Genomic DNA, 18471 nt, shown 5'->3' with positions numbered 1-18471 from the left:
GAAAGGATTGGATTTATGGATTACGCGCAGGCTTACCGCGCACTTTCGACCGAGGAGCGCAAAACGCTGGCGTTGGCAGCGGATCTTGACCCCGGTTTCCGCCCACATCTCGTCCGCGATCAGTGGAGCCTGGTAAAAATCTACTTTGGCCGCCGGGCGGATCTTGGTCCCGACGAGGTGGCGCAGCTTATCGAAGACCCGGATCAGACGGTGCGCATAACCTGCGCGCGGCGTGAGGATCTCAGTGCCGAACAGGTGGCCCGGTGCGTAGCCGACCGCGATCCCAACCTGCGCTATTTCATCGCCCGTAACGTGCTGCTGACCGAGGAGCAGCGCCAGCTTCTGCTTGCCGACGAGGACCCTCTGGTGCGCAAGGCGGCGCGCAAGGGACCGAAACGACGCCGGCTCGAGGCGCGTCCGGGACAGGCCGAGGTCATTCGATGATGTCGCGGCGTTGAAGCGTCCTGGGCGGCGTACGCTGCTGCGCCTCGCACGTGACGCGGCGATCTTGCTTGCGGTATATGCCGGCGTGTCGCTGTGGCAGACGCGCCATCTCGCCAGCGGAGCGGCACCGGCGCTGGCCGCGGTTGCGACCGACGGTGCCGCCGTCAGCCTCGACGCCCTGCACGGCCGACCGGTGCTGGTGATGTTCTGGGCGACCTGGTGCCCGATCTGCCGTACTGAGCTGGGTACCCTGCAGTCGGTGTCGCGCGATTGGTCCGTGGTTACCATTGCCCTGGATTCCGGCGACGCAGCGAAACTGCGCGCCTTCATGCGCCAGCATGGGCTGAATTTCAAGGTGATCGTGGATCCAACCGGAGAACTGTTCAGGCGCTGGGGTGTGGTTGCTGTACCGGCAGGTTTCGTGCTGGGCCCGTCCGGGCGGATAGCCTTCCGCTTGGTCGGGCTGACCTCGAGCTGGGGTCTGCGTGCGCGCCTCTGGCTGGCGCGTGCCGGATTCTAGCGGGTGGACTAAGTCGGTGGTGCGATCGGCGCTTCCAGCTTTAGACGCGTGCTCAGTTCCGCCCACATCTCGGCGTAGGCCAGCGCGGCGGGACTGTGCGGAGCGAACAGCGCTAGTGGTAGGCGTTTCGGACCCATCTGTTCGACCACCGAGGCGTAGGGGATCCTGGCGCGAAGCAGCGTGTGCATGCGTGAAGGCAGGGTTTCGCACAGCGTGCGGTGCAATCCGCGGCGGCGGTCCACCTGGGAAAGAAACGGATAGAGCTTGACGCGCGTGAGTTTGTGTTTGGCGAGGTAATGCACGAGCAGCTCGTAGGTGTTGAGCGACAGACTGGTGGGAATCATCGGTACGGCGACCACGTCGGCTCTTTCGAGCACGGCCTCGTTGACCGCCTGAAGCCCGGCGGGGCAGTCGTAGACGAGCAGGTGGTAGTCCTCGGCGAGCGGATCCGCAAGCTGCGTCAGCAGGGCATGCTGTCCGGCCTGGGCCGTCTCCAGGTGCAGGCTGGAAAGTCCGCCCGCCAGCACGTCCAGTCCCGGCACCGGGCTGTGCCGGATCAGTTCGCCGATCGGCGTCCTGCCACGGGCGAGGCGCTTCATGCCCCCGGTCGCCTCGCGGTCGAGGCCGAGGTACCAGGCCGCCGAGCCTTGCGGATCGAGGTCCCAGAGCAGGGTCTTGAATCCCGCGCGGGCTGCGAGCGCGGCAAGGTTGACCGCCGAGACGGTCTTGCCGACGCCGCCCTTGAGGTTGTAGAGGGCCAGGGTACGCATGAAGATCAGCACCGCATGAAGGGACTGTTACACTATACCGGCCGCCTCGAGCGGCCGGGGCGACCGATACTCTAACACCGTCCGGCGGACTGCCCGTCCGGCCAGAGGCGGGACGATTACAAGGATGCGCAATGGTCCGGCAGAGCGACCTGATACGGCCCGAGGAGGCCGGCAATCTCAGCGGCTTGTTCCAGGAGCGCGTGCGCCGCACCCCGGACCGCGTGGCCTACACCCATTACGATGCCGGCAGTCAGCGCTGGGTCGACACCACCTGGCGCGAAATGGCGTTGGAAGTCGGCCGATGGCAGGCGGCGATGCGTCGCGAGGGACTGCAGCCGGGCGACAGAGTCGCCGTGATGCTGCGCAATTCCCGCGAATGGGTCGTACTCGATCAGGCGGCACTGGGGCTCGGTCTGGTCACCGTGCCGCTGTACACCGACGACCGGCCGGACAACGTCGCGCATATCGTCAAGGAAACGCAGGCCCGTTTGCTGGTGGTCAACGGGCGTCGGCAATGGCGGCGCCTGCAGGAGGTCGAGACCGGTTTCGACTCGCTCAAGCGCATCGTCAGCCTGGCCAACATCGAAATCGAGGACGGCGCGCGCGACCGGCATCTCGAGTCCTTCGCCGAATGGAGCTTCGGTTGCCACGGCGAGCCGCAGCGCGCGGGCGCCGGACCCGATACCCTGGCCAGCATCGTCTACACCTCGGGCACCGCTGGGCGGCCCAAGGGCGTGATGCTCACCCACGGCAACCTGCTCGCCAATGCTTGGGCCGTCTGTGCGGTCGAGCCGTTGTATGAGGACGACGTGTTCCTGTCCTTTCTGCCGCTGTCGCATACCCTGGAGCGTACCGGCGGCTATTACTTCCCGATGTTCTATGGCGCCCGCGTCGCCTATGCGCGTTCGGTGCAGCAGCTGGGCGAGGACTTGCGTTCGGTACAGCCCACCGTGCTGATCTCTGTCCCTCGGGTGTACGAGCGCCTGCATGCGCGCATCGCCAAGGGGCTTGCGCGCAAATCCGCGCTCACGCGCAGGTTGTACGAGCTGACGCTCGAGGTCGGTGCGCGGCGTTACACGCGCAGCCTCGGGCAGGCCGGCTGGCGTCCGTCGCTTTGGTCCTGGCCGCTGCTCGATCGTCTGGTCGCCGCGAAAATCCGCACGCAACTCGGCGGGCGACTGCGTTTTGCGGTGTGCGGCGGTGCCGCGCTGTCGCCGAAACTGGCGCGCGAATTCTCGGCCCTGGGCATCCCGGTCCTGCAGGGCTACGGGCTGACCGAGGCCAGCCCGGTGGTCAGCGTGAATCGCCCCGCGGACAACCGTTTCGACAGCATCGGCGCACCGCTCGACGGCGTGGAGGTGCGCATCGGTGCGGACAGCGAGCTTGAGGTGCGCGGGCCGAACGTGATGCAGGGGTACTGGCGCGACGAAGCGGCGACGCGTGCCACGTTGAGTGAGGACGGATGGTTGCGCACCGGCGACCAGGTGCGCCAGGACGAGGCGAACCGCTTGTACATCACGGGCCGGATCAAGGACATCATCGTGCTCAACAACGGTGAAAAAGTGCCACCTTCTGAAATGGAAACGGCGATCGGACTGGACGAGTTGTTCGATCAGGTGGTGGTAGCCGGTGAGGGGCGGCCCTATCTCTGTGCCCTGGTCGTGCTCAATGCCGAGGCCTGGCCGGCCTACGCAGCGGCCTGGGACGTCGATCCCGCCGACCCGGCATCGCTGCGCGACCGCTTCGTCGAGCGGCGCCTGCAGGAGCGGATCGGCCGGGCCCTGCACGATTTTCCGGGATACGCCCAGATCCGCCGGGTAGCGGCGCAGCTTGAACCTTGGACGGTCGAGGCGGGTCTGATGACACCGACGCAAAAACTCAAGCGCGTGCGTATCCTCAAGCTGCACGCGGCGGATCTGGACCGACTCTACGAGGGCAACTGCGATGCCTGACGGCAAGGAACTGTTGGCAGGAGAGGAACCCGTACTGCGCGTACCGGCTAGGCCAGCCGACATCAATGCCGGGGGCGACATCTTCGGTGGCTGGATCATGTCCCAGGTCGACATCGCCGGCAGCATTCCCGCGGTAGCCCGCGCCCAGGGGCGCGTGGTGACGGTGGCGGTGCAGCGGCTGGTATTCCTCAAACCGGTGAAGGTCGGCGATCTGGTGAGTCTCTATGCCCGGGTGGAGGAGGTCGGCAGGAGTTCGATCCGGGTCGGTGTGGAGGTCTATGTGCATCGCCACCTCACACCGCCGGAGTTCATCCATGTGTGCTCGGCCGAACTGACCTACGTGGCGATCGACGAACACGGCAAGCCGCGTCCGGTTCCCACCGGGACCTGAACGCCGTATGCCGCGACGGCACCGCGCGAACGAATAACAATCGACGTAATAACTGAACAAATAAAGTAGGGGGAAATCGATGATGCGACATCCATTCACGGCGTCGGTGGGCGCCATGGCCATGCTGGCAGTCTGCGTGCTGCCGCCGAGTGCCGACGCGGCCGGCTTCGCCATCACGGAGCAGAACGCAACCGGTCTTGGCGATGCCTATGCGGGCGCGACCACGGGCAACGGCGAGGCCAGCGCCCTGTACTTCAATCCGGCGGCGATGAGCGATCTTTCTGGCACCCGGTTGAGCACCGGCGTGATCTACATCGCGCCGACCTTCACCCTGAGCGGGGGCCAGTCGAGCGTCGCGGGCATCGGCAATATCACCCACGGCAACGAGGGCGGCAACGCCGGCGAGTCCGCCTGGGTGCCGAACCTGTATCTGACCCATGCCGTGGACGCGCGCACGCACGTCGGTTTCGGTCTCAGCGTACCGTACGGACTCGCCACGCAGTATCGCGACGGGTGGCTCGGACGCTACCATGCCCTCACCAGCGAGCTGCAGGTCATCAACCTCAACCCGGCCGTGTCCTACCGCGTGAATCCCAGGCTCAGCCTCGGTTTCGGCCTGGATGCGCAATACGCGAGCGCCAATCTGACCTCCGCGGTCGATAGCGGTTCGCTGTGCTACGGCGCCGCCGCCCAGGGACAGGTGCCTGGCGGCCTGGCCACCTGCAATGCCTACGGACTGACGCCCGGCAACCCGCAGGTCGACGGTCTCGCACGGGTGAAGGGGCACGACTGGGCGCTGGGCTGGAACCTCGGACTGGTGTTCGACCTGTCTGCGGACACCCGACTCGGCTTCGCCTACCGTGCAGCCGTGGATCACACGCTCAAGGGGCAGGTGACCTACGGCAATATCCCGGCGCTGCTGGCCGGCAACCCGCAGCTGGCGGATACCGGCGCCACTGCGGCGCTGGATTTGCCCGCCACCGCTTCGCTCGGCCTGTCGCAGCGGCTCGATCGGCGCTGGACGCTCAGCGGCGACCTGACCTGGACGCAGTGGAGCCGCTTTTCCAGCTTGCAGGTGACCAAGGACAACGGGCAGCCCGATCTGCTGACCACCGAGAGCTGGCGCGATACCCTGCGCTATGCCGTCGGCCTGACCTTCCGCCAGGATGCACGCCTGACCTGGCGCGGGGGCCTGGCCTTCGATCAGACGCCGGTGCCGGACGCGCAGCACCGCACCGCGCGCCTGCCCGGCAGCGACCGCACCTGGATCTCGCTCGGCATGGGCTACCGCGCCAGCAAGCAGCTGAGCTGGGACGTCGGCTACACCTATGTGCTGTTCCGCAACGTCCGTATCGACAACACCACGGAAGGTGCATACCAGAATACGCTGACAGGGCAGTATCGGGGCAACGTGAACATGCTCGGGGCACAGGCCAATTACCGCTTTTGAGGCCGGCGTTCCCAGCATTAGCAGGGAGGTTGCATGACAGGTTTCAGAGCCTTTCGCATCCATCGTGACGAGGCGGGTACGATCCGCGCGGGCATCGAAACGGCGACGCTCGACGAGTTGAGCCCTGGCGACGTGGTGATCCGCGGCCGCTATTCCGGGGTCAACTACAAGGATGCGCTCGCCGGCACTGGACGCGGGCGCATCCTGCGCCGCTTCCCGCTGATCGGCGGCATCGACGTGGCCGGCGAAGTCGTTTCGTCCGACGACGCCGGCTTCGCGCCCGGCGACGCCGTGGTGGTGACCGGCTGCGGGTTGTCCGAGACGCGCGACGGCGGCTACGCCGAGCTCGTGAGGGTGCCGGCCGAGTGCGTCGTCCCGCTGCCGGACGGGCTCGATGCCTATGCGGCGATGGCGCTCGGCACCGCGGGTTTCAGTGCCGCGCTCGCGGTGATGCGCCTGGAGGAAAACCACCAGACCCCCGAACTGGGGCCGATCCTCGTCACCGGCGCCACCGGCGGCGTCGGCGGCTTTGCCGTGGCCATGCTGGCCGCGCGTGGCTACGAGGTGCACGCGCTCACCGGCAAGCCGGAATCCGCACCCTACCTGCGCGAGCTGGGTGCCGCAGCCGTGCTCGATCGGCACACCCTTGCGCTGGGCGAGCGGCCGCTGGAATCGGCCCAATGGGGCGGCGCGGTCGACACCCTCGGCGGGGCGGTGCTTGCCTGGCTGACGCGCAGCGTGCGCCCCTACGGCAACATCGCCGCCGTGGGACTGGCCGCGGGTACCGAACTCAACACCACGGTCCTGCCCTTCATCCTGCGCGGCGTGAGCCTGCTCGGCATCCATTCCGTCGACTGCCCACCCGCCTTGCGGCGCGCCGTGTGGGCACGCATGGCCGGCGACTTGCGTCCCCCCAAATTGATCGACAGTATCGCCGACACGGTCGGTCTCGAGGGTCTGCCCGCGGTGTTCGAGCGGGTGATGCAGGGCGTGCAGCAAGGGCGCGTGGTGGTCGATCTGGCACGCTGAGCCGGTGTCGGCGTTCCTGGTTCGGCGCGACGCAGACGGTATCCTGCATCTGCAGGGCGAACTGGTCGCGCGCGACCTGCCGGGGTTCCTCGAATGTCTTGCGGCAGAGCTTCAGGCGGACGTGATGGGGAATATCACGCTGGATCTGGCCGAGCTGGATCTGCTCGATGCAACCGCCGTCATCGGACTGCTCGAGCGGCTTCGCGGCCTGGCCGATTCGGGCCGCACGGTGGTCGTGCGCCATGCACCGCAAAACCTTGCCCACTCGCTGTACCGGGTGGGTGCATTGAGTCATCCCGGCCTGCAATTGGTCGAACCACGAGAGGAAGAACCCTATGGTTGACAGGGGGGCTTGTATCCGCCTGAACCTGCAGCTATAAAGGCCCCCGCCGTGCGCGGTCCTGCGATGCGGGTAGCGGCGTGCGATACCGATCAGAACATGTATCGGGGACGGGCCGCACTGCCCCGCCCGGGCAATACGCCCCCACTGGAGATCTTTTGTGGCCCAGCTTCCATCGTTGCCAGCCCGGCTGCCGTTGCCCAACAGGCGCGACTTGATCGCGCTGCCGCTGGTGTTCGGGCTGATCTATCTGGTGGCCTGGGCGGGCGGGCGCATGAGCGCACCCTATGTGATTGGGCAGCCGTTGCCGATCTCCCTGGACCCAATGGACTTGCCCGGGTACGCGCTCTACACGGTGCTGCGCATGGTCGCCGCACTGGGTGTCTCGCTGGTGTTCGCACTCGTCTACGCCACGCTGGCGGCGAAGAACCGCTATGCCGAACGCATCCTGGTGCCCGCGCTCGACGTGCTGCAGTCGGTGCCCATCCTCGGCTACCTGTCGATCACCGTGGCCGGTTTCGTCGCGCTGTTTCCAGGCAGTCTGTGGGGTGTGCAGATGGCTGTGATCTTCGCGGTGTTCACCTCGCAGGCCTGGAACATGGCCTTCAGCCTGTACCACTCGCTCAAGACGGTGCCGCGCGACCTGAGCGAGGCGGCCTCGACCTACCAGCTTTCGCCGTGGCTGCGTTTCTGGCGCCTCGAACTGCCTTACGCTATGCCGGGGCTGGTATGGAACACCATGATGTCGGTATCGGGCGGCTGGTTCTTCGTGGTCGCCGCGGAGGCGATCACGGTGGGCGGCCATCAGGTCATGGTGCCCGGCGTCGGTTCCTACATCGCGCTGGCCATCCAGCAGCGCGACCTCGGGGCGATCGGCTGGGCAATCGTGACCATGCTCGGCGTGATCCTGCTCTACGACTGGTTGTTCTTCCGCCCGGTGGTGGCCTGGGCCGACAAGTTCAAGTTCGAAAGCAGTGCCTCCGGCACCGCGCCGGAATCGATGGTGCTCGACTTCATCAAGCGGACACGGATCATGCGCCTGCTGGCGGTGGTGCCGGGGGTATTCTGGCAGGCCAGCCTGCGCCTAGGCTCCAGCCCAAAGGCGTTTCCCGGCGAGGATGACTCGCGGCGTATGCGCTGGCTCGATCTGATTTTCAATCTGGCGCTGGCACTGCTCGTGGTCGGCACCCTGATCGAAATGTGGCGCATCATCCCGCGCGACTTCGGCTGGGGCGAGGTCTGGCACGTGTTCCTGCTCGGCGGTGCCACCGCACTGCGCGTGTTCGTGCTGGTGGTGCTCGCCAGCGTGGTATGGGTGCCGATCGGCATCTGGATCGGGCTGCGCCCACGTCTCGCGCAGCGGATCCAGCCGCTGGCCCAGTTCCTCGCCGCTTTCCCCGCCAACCTCTTGTTTCCACTGGTGGTCGTGGTCATCGTCGGTTTCCATCTCAACGTCAACGTCTGGGTCAGCCCGTTGATGATTCTGGGCAGTCAGTGGTACATCCTGTTCAACGTCATCGGAGGCGCCGCAGCCCTACCCTCGGACCTCAAGGAGGCCTCGCACAACCTGGGGCTGCGCGGCTGGCTGCGTTTCAGGCGGTTGCTGTTCCCCGGCGTGTTCCAGTCCTATGTCACCGGTGCGATCACCGCCTCGGGCGGGGCCTGGAACGCGAGCATCGTGGCTGAGGTGGTGAGCTGGGGCAATCACACCCTAGTCGCCACAGGCCTAGGCGCCTACATTGCCCAGGCGACCGCGCGCGGCGATGTGCATCATGTCGTGCTTGGCACCGGAGTGATGGCCCTGTTCGTCATCACCATCAACCGGTTCGTCTGGCACCGACTGTATCAGTTCGCCGAGACGCACTGGCGTCTCGACTAGGAGAGCATCCGCATGGCAGCCAAGGACATCCTGCGTCTGAGCGGCGTGGAAAAGGCTTTCAAGACGCCGGACGGCGAGGATCTCAAGATTCTCGACGGTGTGGACCTGAGTCTGCGCGAGGACGAGATCCTGGTGCTGCTGGGCCGCTCGGGTTCGGGCAAGTCGACCTTGCTGCGCATCATGTCCGGACTGGTGCCGCCGACCGGCGGCGAGGTGATGTACCGCGACAGCCCAGTGACCGGGCCGGTGCCGGGTCTCTCGATGGTGTTCCAGAGTTTCGCGCTGTTTCCCTGGCTGACCGTGCTGGAGAACGTGGAACTCGGCCTTGAGGCGCGCGGGGTGCCGCGTGCGGAACGCCTGCGGCGTGCACTGGCGGCGATCGATCTGATCGGACTCGACGGCTTCGAGTCGGCCTATCCACGCGAGCTGTCCGGCGGTATGCGCCAGCGCGTCGGCTTCGCCCGCGCACTGGTGGTCGACCCCGATGTGCTGCTGATGGACGAGGCGTTTTCCGCGCTCGACGTGCTTACCGCAGAGAACCTGCGCACCGATCTGCTTGACCTGTGGGAGGAGCGCCAGATTCCGCTGCGCGGCATCCTGCTGGTCTCGCACAACATCGAGGAAGCGGTACTGATGGCCGACCGCATCGTGATCTTCGCCTCCAACCCCGGGCGGGTGGCGGCCGAGATTCCCGTGCGCCTGCCGCAGCCGCGCAATCGCCAGGCCCCCGAATTCCGCCGTCTGGTCGAGGAGATCTACGCGATCATGACCCGCCGCGGACCGCAGGCGCCGCGGCGTGCGGAGGGCGTCAGCTATCGTCTGCCCACTGCGGCGATCAACCGTCTCGCTGGCCTGATCGAGGCCATCGACGCGGAGAGCGAAACCTCGGGTCAGCGTTTCATCAGTCTGCCGGAACTGGCCGACGACATGCAGCTGTCGGTAGACGACCTGTTCCCGCTGGTCGAGTCACTGGAGATCCTGGATCTCGCGATGGTCGTGCAGGGCCAGATCGCGCTGACCGCGGTGGGCCGGCGTTATGTGAACGGGGACACCCAGGAACGCAAATCGGCGTTCGCACGGCAGTTGCTCAAGTACGTCCCACTGGCGGCGCACATCCGCAGTGTGCTCGATGAGCGCCCCAACCACCGCGCGCCGGCCGAGCGTTTTCTCACCGAGCTTGAGGACAGCCTCAGTGACGACGAGTCGCAGCGTGTGCTGGAGGTGGTGATCAACTGGGGCCGCTACGCCGAAATCTTCGCCTATGACGACGATGCCGAGGTGCTGAGCCTGGAGGACCCGGGCGAGGGCGAATCCGCACTGGGTTACGGTTGATCGGAGTGCGGGAACTATTCCCGCATGACGACGTCGTAGTGTATTCCTGAGCGCAGACCCGGTTTTCCGGGCTGCCGCGGAGGCAAGACATGATCAGCGACAGCGGGAACGTCGGGCCAACAGTGAGTCCCGTATGGCCCATACGAAAATGAACGCAGCATCGGCGGAGCGTCCCGAAACGAGCCCGCAGCCCCAATCGGAAAAGACGCTGGAGCGCCGCCGCATTGCCTCCCTGAGCCTGATGGCCCTAGGTATCGTCTACGGCGATATCGGTACCAGTCCTCTCTACGCCCTGCACGCCTGCTTCTACAGCGGCAGTCGCCTGGCGGTGACCCCAGCGCACGTGATCGGCATCCTCTCGCTGATCTTCTGGGCGCTGATCGTGGTGATCTCGATCAAGTACGTCAGCTTCATGATGCGCGCGGACAACCGAGGCGAGGGCGGAATTCTGGCCTTGCTTGCCTTGCTTGACCCCTGGGGCCGCAAGGGACGGGCGGCGGCACTGACCATACTGCTCGGTAGCTTCGGAGCCTCCCTGCTGTACGGCGACGGCATGATCACCCCGGCGATTTCCGTGCTCAGCGCCGTCGGCGGGCTAAAGGTGGCGGCACCCATGCTCAAACCCGGCGTGATTCCAATCACGGTGATCATTCTGCTCGTGCTGTTCGCCACCCAGCGCAAGGGCACGGCCCGTCTGGGGCGCTGGCTAGGGCCGATCATGCTGCTGTGGTTTACGGTGCTGGCGCTGATGGGCATATACGGCATTGTGCAGGCGCCAGCGGTGCTCGCCGGGGCCAATCCGTTGGCTGCTGTGCGCTTCGTGGTGGATGCACCGAGCACGGCCTTCCTGGTGCTGGGCAGCGTCTTTCTGGTGGTGACCGGTGGTGAGACGCTCTACGCCGATATGGGCCACTTCGGCGCCGCGCCGATCCGTTGGGCCTGGTTCGGCCTGGTGCTTCCCGCCCTGCTGCTCAACTACTTCGGCCAGGGCGCGCTGCTGCTCCGCGATCCCGCCAAGGCCGCGCATCCCTTCTACAGCCTGGTGCCATCATGGGGCGTCTATCCGATGATCCTGCTCGCCACGGTGGCCACGGTGATCGCTTCGCAGGCGGTCATTTCCGGGGCGTACTCCCTGGCGCGCCAGTCGATCCAGATGGGTTTTGGCCCGCGCCTTGTGATCGTGCAGACCTCGGACGAGGAAATGGGCCAGATTTATATGCCAGGCGTGAATCTGGCGCTGATGGTCGCGACGATTGCGGTGGTGGTCGGTTTTGGTTCGACCGCGCGTCTTGCTGGCGCCTACGGCGTTGCGGTCAGCGCGACCATGGCGATCACCACGACACTGGCCTATATGGTCATGCGCCGTCGCTGGCAATGGAGCCGGTTGCATGCCGGCCTCATCGCCGGGCTGTTCCTGATCCCGGATCTCGTGTTCCTGAGCTCCAATCTGCTCAAGGTTCCGGACGGTGGCTGGCTGCCCCTGCTGGTCGCAGCCGCTGTGGTGCTGCTGATGTCCACCTGGCGGCGGGGCATGGCCCTGCGCCGCGCGATGGCGCAGGAGCGCGGCATGCCGATCGCGACCTTCCTGCAGAGCCTGTCCTACGAGCCCCCGACGCGCGTGCGCGGAACCGGCGTGTTCCTGTGCGGCCCGGGGGACACGGTACCGCAAGGGTTGCTGCATCACCTCAAGCTCAATCAGGTGTTGCACGAGCGCGTGCTGCTGATGACGGCCACGAGCCGAGACGTGCCGCGCGTGCCGGCCTCCGAGCGCCTCGAAATCGCGCCGCTCGGTGCCGAGTTCTACCGTGTATTCGTGAACTACGGTTTCATGCAGACGCCCAACCTGAGCGTAGCCACCAAGCTGTGCCAGGACCTCGGCGTCATACCCGGACTGGAGGCTGAGACCACCACCTTCTTCGCCGACCGTCTGCATATCTCCCTGGCCGGTCGCAACCCCTCGATGCCGCGCTGGCGTCATCGGCTGTTCGCCTTCATGGCGCGCAATGCGCAGGGCGCGGTGGACTACTACCGTCTGCCGCCAGGGCGCTCGGTCGAGCTCGGTATCCAGATCGACATCTGACATCCCTCGCGCCGTGTACCACCCCGCCTCGGGGTGAGGGTGTACCTAGGCTTGCGTGCCCTCCCGATAGCGATCGGCTATCGACGAAATAGACGCTGCCTTACCAAAGTGTAATGCAATCCCCACGAACCCCCGCTGCCGGAGCCAGTCCTAGTGCTTGGCGCTGGCAGAATTTAAACAGCGTCCAGAAAATCATTTATCTATGTGTTATAGAAGTAGTTTATGCATCGGCGGATGGGGCTCCATTTTGTCCAAAGGAGAATGCTGCAATGCAAGATTTGAGTAAGGCTCTGATCGCTGAGTTCATCGGTACTTTCGGACTCATCTTTTTCGGGGGCGGCGCGGCCTCCATGGTGACTACGGGACACGCCGGTCTGCTGGATGCGGCGCTGGCCAACGGATTGGCGGTGGCGATTGCCGCCTTCGTGTTCGGCGACATCAGCGGCGGGCTAGTGAATCCGGCAATCACCCTCGGTGCGGCCGTGGCAGGCAAGCTGCCGCCCGCCCGCATCGTGCCTTACATCGCGGCGCAGATCGCGGGAGGCATCGTAGCTGGCCTGATCCTCGGTTTCATCTTCGCCCACGACCACAGCGGTACGCATATGGGGCCGTACGGCGATCTCGGCGCCACCCTGATCAACACCAAGCTGACCACCCTCGCGGGCGGTTTCGTGCTTGAGATGCTCGGCACCTTCTTTCTGATGTCCACCGTGCTGCACACCGCGATGAGCGATCGTGCGGGCGCCGTCGCGCCGCTTGCCATCGGGCTGATCATCTCGATTTCGGTGATGTTCTTCGGCGGTCTCACCGGTGCCAGTCTGAACCCGGCGCGGACCATCGGGCCGGCGGTCGCCTCCGGTGTGTACACCCACATCTGGGTGTATCTGCTGGCGACGCCGCTGGGTGCGATGGGTGCTGGCCTGCTATACCGCGTGCTGCGCGCGGCCAAGGGGCTTCCGGCCACCGAAGCCGCCAGCGCCTGAGTCGGTGTGCTTGCGAGGAGGCGGGCGGGCCATGCCCGCCTCCTCGTTGTCGTATCAGAGCGAGCGCCAGACGATGCGTACCTCGGCATCGTCCGGGTGCGCGCGACGCTCGAAGCCCAGGCGCGCGACCAGCGCGAGCATCGACTGGTTGCTCGCCACAACTTCTCCCTCCATGCGTCTCAGGCCACGGTCATGGGCTGTGCGCATGAGAATCTCCATGAGCCGGGTGCCGATGCCGCGACGCTGCCATTCGTCGGCGACCACCAGGGCAAACTCACAGCTTTCGCGGTCGGGGTTGGCGATATAGCGGGCGACGCCGATCTCGGTCTCGGTTTCCTCCGGCCCGGTGACCGCGATGAAGGCCATCTCGCGGTCATAGTCGATCTGGGTGAAACGCACCAGCATTTCCGGAGTCAGGGCGTTGAGCGTCTGGCGGAAGCGGAAGTAGCGACTTTCTTCCGACAGGCCTTGCACGAAGGTCTGTTCAACTTCGGCGTCCTCAGGGCGGATCGGGCGGATGCGGATGCCCGTGCCATCGGCAAGCTGCCATTGCAGCGCGAGATGCGCCGGGTAAGGGTGGATCGCCATGTGCGCATAGGGATCAGGACCGCCGGCGGAGGGAGCGACCACGAAGCGCGCATCCACCGCGACCACGCCCTGTGCGCTCGCGATCAGCGGATTGATGTCCATTTCCGCAATTTCGGGCAGTTCGCAGACCATTTCCGAAACCCGGTGCAACACCTGCACCAGCGCTGCGCGGTCGATTGCGGGCATCTGGCGGAACTCGCGCAGCGAACGGGAGACCCGGGTGCGTTCGATCAGGGTGTCGATGAGCAGGGCGTTGAGCGGAGGCAGCGCGATTGCGCGGTCCTTGAGGATCTCAACCTGGGTGCCACCGGCGCCAAAGCTGATCGCGGGCCCGAATACCGGGTCGCGCACCACACCGACCATCAGCTCGCGACCGTGTCGCACCGGGGCCATGGCCTCCACCGTGATGCCCTCGATCTGCGCATCTGGCCGGCTGTGCCGCACCTCGTCGAGCATCTCGCGGAACGCCGCGCGCACGCCGGCAGCGGTGCCGATGTTAAGACGCACCCCACCGACGTCGGATTTATGGGTGAGGGCATGCGAGGCGATCTTCATCGCCACCGGGAAGCCCAGCGTTTCGGCCGCGACCAGCGCCTCGTTCGGATCGCGTGCCAGCATGGCCGGCATCACCGGGATGTGGAAGGCGTTGAGCAGGGCCTTGGATTCCTGCGTGCTGAGCGTGCTGCGGCCTGCGCTGAGGGCGCCCTCGATGATCATCCGCGCGCCTTCGATGTCCGGTTCGGCGTGCGCGGACAGGGAGCCCGGCACCTGCATCAGCAGGTGCTGGTTGCGGTGGTGCTGGGCCAGATAGTCCAGTGCCTCGATGGCGATTTCCGGGGTGTGGAAGTACGGAAGGTGCGCCTCGGCGAAGCGTGCCCAGGCCGCAGCGGCCTGTTTCTGCCCCATCCAGCAGGCGGTCACCGCCTTGCCGCGCCGGTCGACGTCGATGACCGCCTCCGCGCAGCCGGTGGGATCGGTCATGCCCTGCGGGGTGAGCATGACGAGGGCCGCGTCGACGCCCGGGTCGGCCAGGCAGATATCCAGCGCGCGGGCATAGCGCGCCGGGTCGGCGTCGCCGAGGATGTCCACCGGATTGGCCCGCGGCCACTGCGGAGGAAGCACCTTGTCCAGTGCCTCCACGGTGGTTGGTGCGAGCTTGGCGAGTTCAAGATGCAGCTCGCTGGCGCGGTCGGTGGCGAGCACCCCGGGCCCGCCGGCGTTGCCGATGATGAGTAGGCGGTTGCCGTGCAGGCGATGTCCGCTGGATAGGACCTGCGCGGCGGAAAAGAGCTGCTCGATGGTGTAGGCGCGCACCGCGCCGGCGCGTTCGAGGGCGGCATCGAAGACGTCGTCCGCACCCACCAGCGCGCCGGTGTGCGAGCTGGCGGCGCGCGAGCCTGCGGCGTGGCGTCCCGCCTTGATTACGATCACCGGCTTCATGCGTGCGGCCGCGCGCAGGCCGCTGATGAAGCGTCGGGCATCCTTCACGCCCTCGACGTAGAGCAGAATGCTGCGCGTGTGTGGGTCGAGTGCGAGAAAATCGAGAATGTCGCCGAAATCCACGTCGGCGGCGTCGCCCATCGACACCACGGCCGAGAAGCCGACCTGATTCGGCTCGGCCCAGTCCAGAATGGCGGTACACAGGGCGCCCGACTGCGAAACCAGGGCGACGTCACCCGGCAACGCCTGGTTGTTGCTGAAGGTCGCGTTCAGGCCCAGCAACGGGCGGATCAGACCCAGGCAGTTCGGTCCGAGCACGCGGAGTCCATGGACGCGCGCCGCCTCGAGCAGTTCGCTCTGCAGCTGCAGGCCCTCGGCCCCGCCCTCGCCGAAGCCCGCGGAGACGACGATGGCGGCACCCACGCCATGTTCGCCGCACTGGTGCAGGATGCCCGGCACGGTGGCGGCCGGGGTGGCGATGATGGCGAGGTCGACGCGGCCGTCGATGGCGTTGATGTCAGAGTGGCATCGGCGGCGGCCGATGTGGTCGTACTTGGGGTTGATCGGGTAGATGCGGCCCTTGTAGCCCGCTTCGACCAGATTGCGCAGCAAGCGGCCCCCGACCGCTTCTGCATTCGGGCTGGCGCCGATGACGGCGATACTCTCGGCGGCGAACAGCGCCTCCAGGGTATGAGTCGGCATGGCGTCCCTCGGTGGTCGGCAGGCGAGTGTTAAGCTTAGCCGAAGCTTTCCTTCAGGGTCATGTCATGTCCGTGTTGCTGCTCACCCATCCCGCCTGCCGGGCGCACGACCCTGGCCCGGGCCATCCCGAATCGCCGGCGCGCCTGGGCGCCATCGGCGACCAGCTCATTGCCACGGGTCTGGAGCTGATTCTGCAGCACGTCGAAGCGCCAGAGGCGACGCGGGAGCAGCTGCTGCGAGTGCATACACCAACCTATCTCGACGCTCTGGACGCGGCTTCCCCGGTCGCTGGCTATGCGGCGCTGGATGCCGACACCACGCTTTCACCAGGTAGCCTGGAGGCGGCCCGCCATGCAGCGGGCGCGGTGGTGGCTGCAGTCGACCGCGTGATTGCGGGACCGGTACGGCGCGCCTTCTGCGCCGTGCGTCCGCCGGGGCATCATGCCGAACCCGGGCGCGCCATGGGCTTTTGCCTCTACAACAACATCGCGATCGGCGCGGCACACGCGCTGGCGGCGCACGGCCTGGCCCGTGTCGCGATCGTCGACTTCGACGTGCATCACGGCAATGGCACCGAGGCGGCCTTCGGCAACGAGCCGCGGGTGCTGCTGTGTTCCACTTTCGAGCACCCGCTCTACCCCTATTCGGGTGCCGATACGCGCAGCGAGCATATCGTCAACGTGCCGCTGCCTGCGGGCACGGACGGCGTCGCCTACCGCGATGCCTTCGCGTCGCGCGTGCTGCCCGCGTTGGAGGATTTCGCGCCGGAAGTCGTATTCGTCTCGGCCGGCTTCGACGCGCATCGCGACGACCCGCTGGCGCATCTGGCGCTGATCGAGGCCGATTACGACTGGATCACGCGGCGTCTCGTCGAGGTGGCCGAACGGCATGCAGGGGGGCGGCTGGTGTCGGCCCTGGATGGTGGTTACGCCTTGCCGGCGCTGGCGCGCAGCGTTGCGGCCCACGTCAAGGCGCTGCTCGAATACGCCCCGGTCAGCCCGGATCGCGCTTGAGCGGCGCCAGCGCGGCAGCGGTCGCACCGTCGGGCCGGCGCACTCGGCGTCCCGCGAGCAGGGCGTCTGCGCTGAACACGACGAGTGCGACCCAGATCAGCGCGAAGCCGACCCAGCGCAGCGGCGACATCGGTTCGTGCACCACCGCATAGCCCACGATGAACTGCAGGATCGGCGCGATGTACTGGAGCATGCCGAGCGTGCTCAGCGGTAGGCGGCGCGCGGCGGCGGCGAAGCTGGTCAGCGGCACGGTGGTGACCACGCCGGTCGAGGCGAGCAGCAGCATCGAGCTCAGCCCGTGGTCGGTGAAGTGAGTCTCGCCGTGTGCGCCCAGCCACAGCAGCACCAGCAGCGCCAGCGGACTGAGCAGCAGGGTTTCGATGGTCAGGCTTTGCACCGCGCCCACGCGACGTCCGGCGAACTTCTTGGCCAGGCCGTAAAACCCGAAGCTGAAGGCCAGCAACAGCGCGATCCACGGCGGATGCCCGTAGGCGACGCCGATGCAGAGCACCGCGACCAGTGCCAGGCCGATGGCTGCCCACTGTAGCGGCCGTAACCGCTCGCGCAGGATCACCACGGCGAGCAGCACCGTGACCAGCGGGTTGATGAAGTATCCCAGCGAGGCCTGCAGCACCTGCCCGTGATTGGCGGCATAGACGTAACCCAGCCAGTTCAGGCTGATGAAGAAGGCGGCTGTGGCGAGGTAGCCGAGATCGCGCGGCGCTCGCAGCATCCGGACCACGTCGCCCAGCCGGCCGGTGGCCGCGAGAATGAGACTGCACAAGGCCAGCGACCAGAGGATGCGATCCGCCACGATCTCGATCGACGAGGCGAAGGCGAGCAGCATGAAGTACAGCGGGAACACGCCCCACAGCGAATAGGCCGTGATCCCGAACAGCAGGCCGCTGCGCGTGGAGCCGTCGTCGGACATCGGGGTTCCTCGGGAAAACGGGAGTGCGGCGCGTTTTATACGTACCGCACGAGGGGTTTGCAGGCGTGGAGAATAACGTATACGTCAGTGCTTGAGGAAATCTTATTTCCGCTAAGTCGATCGGAATACAACAGGACGACCTATGGAGATTACCAGGATTTATAGGGCAGGAATTTGCCATTCAGCGTGACGACGACACGATCACCCTTGGGATTTTCCTCCTTGTCGATCTTCAAGGTGAAATCGATGGCGCTCATGATCCCGTCGCCGAATTTCTCATGGATGATTTCCTTGATGGTTTCACCATAAACACCGGTGATCTCATAGAAACGATAAATCAGTGGATCTGTCGGCACCGTTTTATCCCATTCCTTCATAGGGCAGGCCTGTAACGCGGTCGCGACCTGGGATGGTAGGTCAAGTGCGGAACAAAGTGCATTCGCTGGCGCCTCCTGCATGCTGTTCATGCCCAGACAAACGGAGCATGTGAATTCCGCGGACAGCCCGGTAACGCCGGCCAGTGCGTCCCAGCTGAGCCCCAGTTTTTGTTTGGCGCCAAGTATGGCGATACGCATTTCGTTTTTGGTCATTGTGCGGAACCTCTCATGGGTGGCTATGCAGGGTTGC

Annotated in this window: 16 protein-coding genes; 12 read left to right on the top strand and 4 right to left on the bottom strand. The window is 66.0% G+C overall.

What is annotated here, in order from left to right; all coding sequences use genetic code 11:
- Positions 1 to 15: 15 nt before the first annotated feature.
- Complete coding sequence (locus BJI67_RS15400; protein ID WP_070073793.1) at positions 16 to 444, top strand: hypothetical protein; 429 nt, start codon at positions 16 to 18, stop codon at positions 442 to 444.
- A gap of 10 nt (positions 445 to 454) precedes the next feature.
- Positions 455 to 964: a protein disulfide oxidoreductase gene (locus tag BJI67_RS15395; RefSeq protein ID WP_070073792.1), complete on the top strand. Its 510-nt coding sequence runs from the start codon at positions 455 to 457 to the stop codon at positions 962 to 964.
- An 8-nt stretch (positions 965 to 972) separates the two neighbouring features.
- Here BJI67_RS15395 and BJI67_RS15390 read toward each other — a convergent pair whose 3' ends face one another.
- Positions 973 to 1734, bottom strand: a complete 762-nt coding sequence (locus BJI67_RS15390) for a ParA family protein (protein ID WP_070074207.1) — start codon at positions 1732 to 1734, stop codon at positions 973 to 975.
- A gap of 131 nt (positions 1735 to 1865) precedes the next feature.
- Between BJI67_RS15390 and BJI67_RS15385 the strand changes: the two genes are divergently transcribed.
- From BJI67_RS15385 to BJI67_RS15345, 9 genes are all read left to right on the top strand, one after another.
- Positions 1866 to 3686, top strand: a complete 1821-nt coding sequence (locus BJI67_RS15385) for an AMP-dependent synthetase/ligase (RefSeq protein ID WP_070073791.1) — start codon at positions 1866 to 1868, stop codon at positions 3684 to 3686.
- Complete coding sequence (locus tag BJI67_RS15380; protein WP_070073790.1) at positions 3679 to 4077, top strand: acyl-CoA thioesterase; 399 nt, start codon at positions 3679 to 3681, stop codon at positions 4075 to 4077. Before BJI67_RS15385 ends, BJI67_RS15380 begins: the two co-directional genes overlap by 8 nt.
- 82 nt (positions 4078 to 4159) lie before the next feature.
- Positions 4160 to 5527 carry an OmpP1/FadL family transporter gene (locus tag BJI67_RS15375; protein ID WP_197513170.1) on the top strand — a complete coding sequence of 456 codons (1368 nt, stop codon included), beginning with the start codon at positions 4160 to 4162 and terminating at the stop codon, positions 5525 to 5527.
- Between the two features lie 33 nt (positions 5528 to 5560).
- Complete coding sequence (locus BJI67_RS15370; protein WP_070073788.1) at positions 5561 to 6556, top strand: acrylyl-CoA reductase family protein; 996 nt, start codon at positions 5561 to 5563, stop codon at positions 6554 to 6556.
- A gap of 4 nt (positions 6557 to 6560) precedes the next feature.
- Positions 6561 to 6899 carry an STAS domain-containing protein gene (locus BJI67_RS15365; RefSeq protein ID WP_070073787.1) on the top strand — a complete coding sequence of 113 codons (339 nt, stop codon included), beginning with the start codon at positions 6561 to 6563 and terminating at the stop codon, positions 6897 to 6899.
- Between the two features lie 157 nt (positions 6900 to 7056).
- Positions 7057 to 8775, top strand: coding sequence for an ABC transporter permease (locus BJI67_RS15360; RefSeq protein WP_070073786.1), 1719 nt, complete (start codon positions 7057 to 7059; stop codon positions 8773 to 8775).
- 12 nt (positions 8776 to 8787) lie between these two features.
- Entirely contained in the window at positions 8788 to 10107 is a 1320-nt protein-coding gene (locus BJI67_RS15355; RefSeq protein WP_070073785.1) for an ABC transporter ATP-binding protein, read from the top strand.
- A 133-nt stretch (positions 10108 to 10240) separates the two neighbouring features.
- Positions 10241 to 12187: a potassium transporter Kup gene (locus BJI67_RS15350; RefSeq protein ID WP_231940868.1), complete on the top strand. Its 1947-nt coding sequence runs from the start codon at positions 10241 to 10243 to the stop codon at positions 12185 to 12187.
- Between the two features lie 269 nt (positions 12188 to 12456).
- The gene (locus BJI67_RS15345; RefSeq protein ID WP_070073784.1) at positions 12457 to 13170 is read left to right on the top strand and encodes an MIP/aquaporin family protein; all 714 of its coding nucleotides are present in this window, start codon (positions 12457 to 12459) and stop codon (positions 13168 to 13170) included.
- 54 nt (positions 13171 to 13224) lie between these two features.
- Here the strand turns inward: BJI67_RS15345 and BJI67_RS15340 are convergent, their stop codons facing one another.
- A complete protein-coding gene (locus BJI67_RS15340; protein ID WP_070073783.1) occupies positions 13225 to 15900 on the bottom strand; it encodes a bifunctional acetate--CoA ligase family protein/GNAT family N-acetyltransferase in 2676 nt (891 codons plus the stop codon).
- Positions 15901 to 15965: 65 nt separating this feature from the next.
- Between BJI67_RS15340 and BJI67_RS15335 the strand changes: the two genes are divergently transcribed.
- Positions 15966 to 16913 (top strand): histone deacetylase family protein, encoded by a 948-nt coding sequence (locus BJI67_RS15335; RefSeq protein ID WP_070073782.1) that lies wholly within the window; start codon positions 15966 to 15968, stop codon positions 16911 to 16913.
- Here the strand turns inward: BJI67_RS15335 and rarD are convergent.
- Positions 16894 to 17844: an EamA family transporter RarD gene (gene rarD / locus BJI67_RS15330; protein ID WP_070073781.1), complete on the bottom strand. Its 951-nt coding sequence runs from the start codon at positions 17842 to 17844 to the stop codon at positions 16894 to 16896. The two genes, BJI67_RS15335 and rarD, sit on opposite strands and share 20 nt — an antisense overlap.
- 149 nt (positions 17845 to 17993) lie before the next feature.
- Entirely contained in the window at positions 17994 to 18434 is a 441-nt protein-coding gene (gene cynS, locus BJI67_RS15325) for a cyanase (RefSeq protein ID WP_070073780.1), read from the bottom strand.
- Positions 18435 to 18471: the final 37 nt, after the last annotated feature.

The sequence above is a fragment of the Acidihalobacter aeolianus genome (assembly GCF_001753165.1).
GTDB classification, from domain to species: domain Bacteria; phylum Pseudomonadota; class Gammaproteobacteria; order DSM-5130; family Acidihalobacteraceae; genus Acidihalobacter; species Acidihalobacter aeolianus.
This window is presented reverse-complemented; position numbering and strand designations above follow the sequence as displayed.

What these genes read in the sequence shown, in the direction of transcription:
- BJI67_RS15400 (WP_070073793.1), top strand. Translation starts at nt 16, where the DNA reads ATGGATTACGCGCAGGCTTACCGCGCACTTTCGACCGAGGAGCGCAAA.
- BJI67_RS15390 (WP_070074207.1), bottom strand. Translation starts at nt 1,734, where the DNA reads ATGCGTACCCTGGCCCTCTACAACCTCAAGGGCGGCGTCGGCAAGACC.
- BJI67_RS15385 (WP_070073791.1), top strand. Translation starts at nt 1,866, where the DNA reads ATGGTCCGGCAGAGCGACCTGATACGGCCCGAGGAGGCCGGCAATCTC.
- BJI67_RS15380 (WP_070073790.1), top strand. Translation starts at nt 3,679, where the DNA reads ATGCCTGACGGCAAGGAACTGTTGGCAGGAGAGGAACCCGTACTGCGC.
- BJI67_RS15375 (WP_197513170.1), top strand. Translation starts at nt 4,160, where the DNA reads ATGCGACATCCATTCACGGCGTCGGTGGGCGCCATGGCCATGCTGGCA.
- BJI67_RS15370 (WP_070073788.1), top strand. Translation starts at nt 5,561, where the DNA reads ATGACAGGTTTCAGAGCCTTTCGCATCCATCGTGACGAGGCGGGTACG.
- BJI67_RS15355 (WP_070073785.1), top strand. Translation starts at nt 8,788, where the DNA reads ATGGCAGCCAAGGACATCCTGCGTCTGAGCGGCGTGGAAAAGGCTTTC.
- BJI67_RS15350 (WP_231940868.1), top strand. Translation starts at nt 10,241, where the DNA reads ATGGCCCATACGAAAATGAACGCAGCATCGGCGGAGCGTCCCGAAACG.
- BJI67_RS15345 (WP_070073784.1), top strand. Translation starts at nt 12,457, where the DNA reads ATGCAAGATTTGAGTAAGGCTCTGATCGCTGAGTTCATCGGTACTTTC.
- BJI67_RS15340 (WP_070073783.1), bottom strand. Translation starts at nt 15,900, where the DNA reads ATGCCGACTCATACCCTGGAGGCGCTGTTCGCCGCCGAGAGTATCGCC.
- BJI67_RS15335 (WP_070073782.1), top strand. Translation starts at nt 15,966, where the DNA reads ATGTCCGTGTTGCTGCTCACCCATCCCGCCTGCCGGGCGCACGACCCT.
- rarD (WP_070073781.1), bottom strand. Translation starts at nt 17,844, where the DNA reads ATGTCCGACGACGGCTCCACGCGCAGCGGCCTGCTGTTCGGGATCACG.
- cynS (WP_070073780.1), bottom strand. Translation starts at nt 18,434, where the DNA reads ATGACCAAAAACGAAATGCGTATCGCCATACTTGGCGCCAAACAAAAA.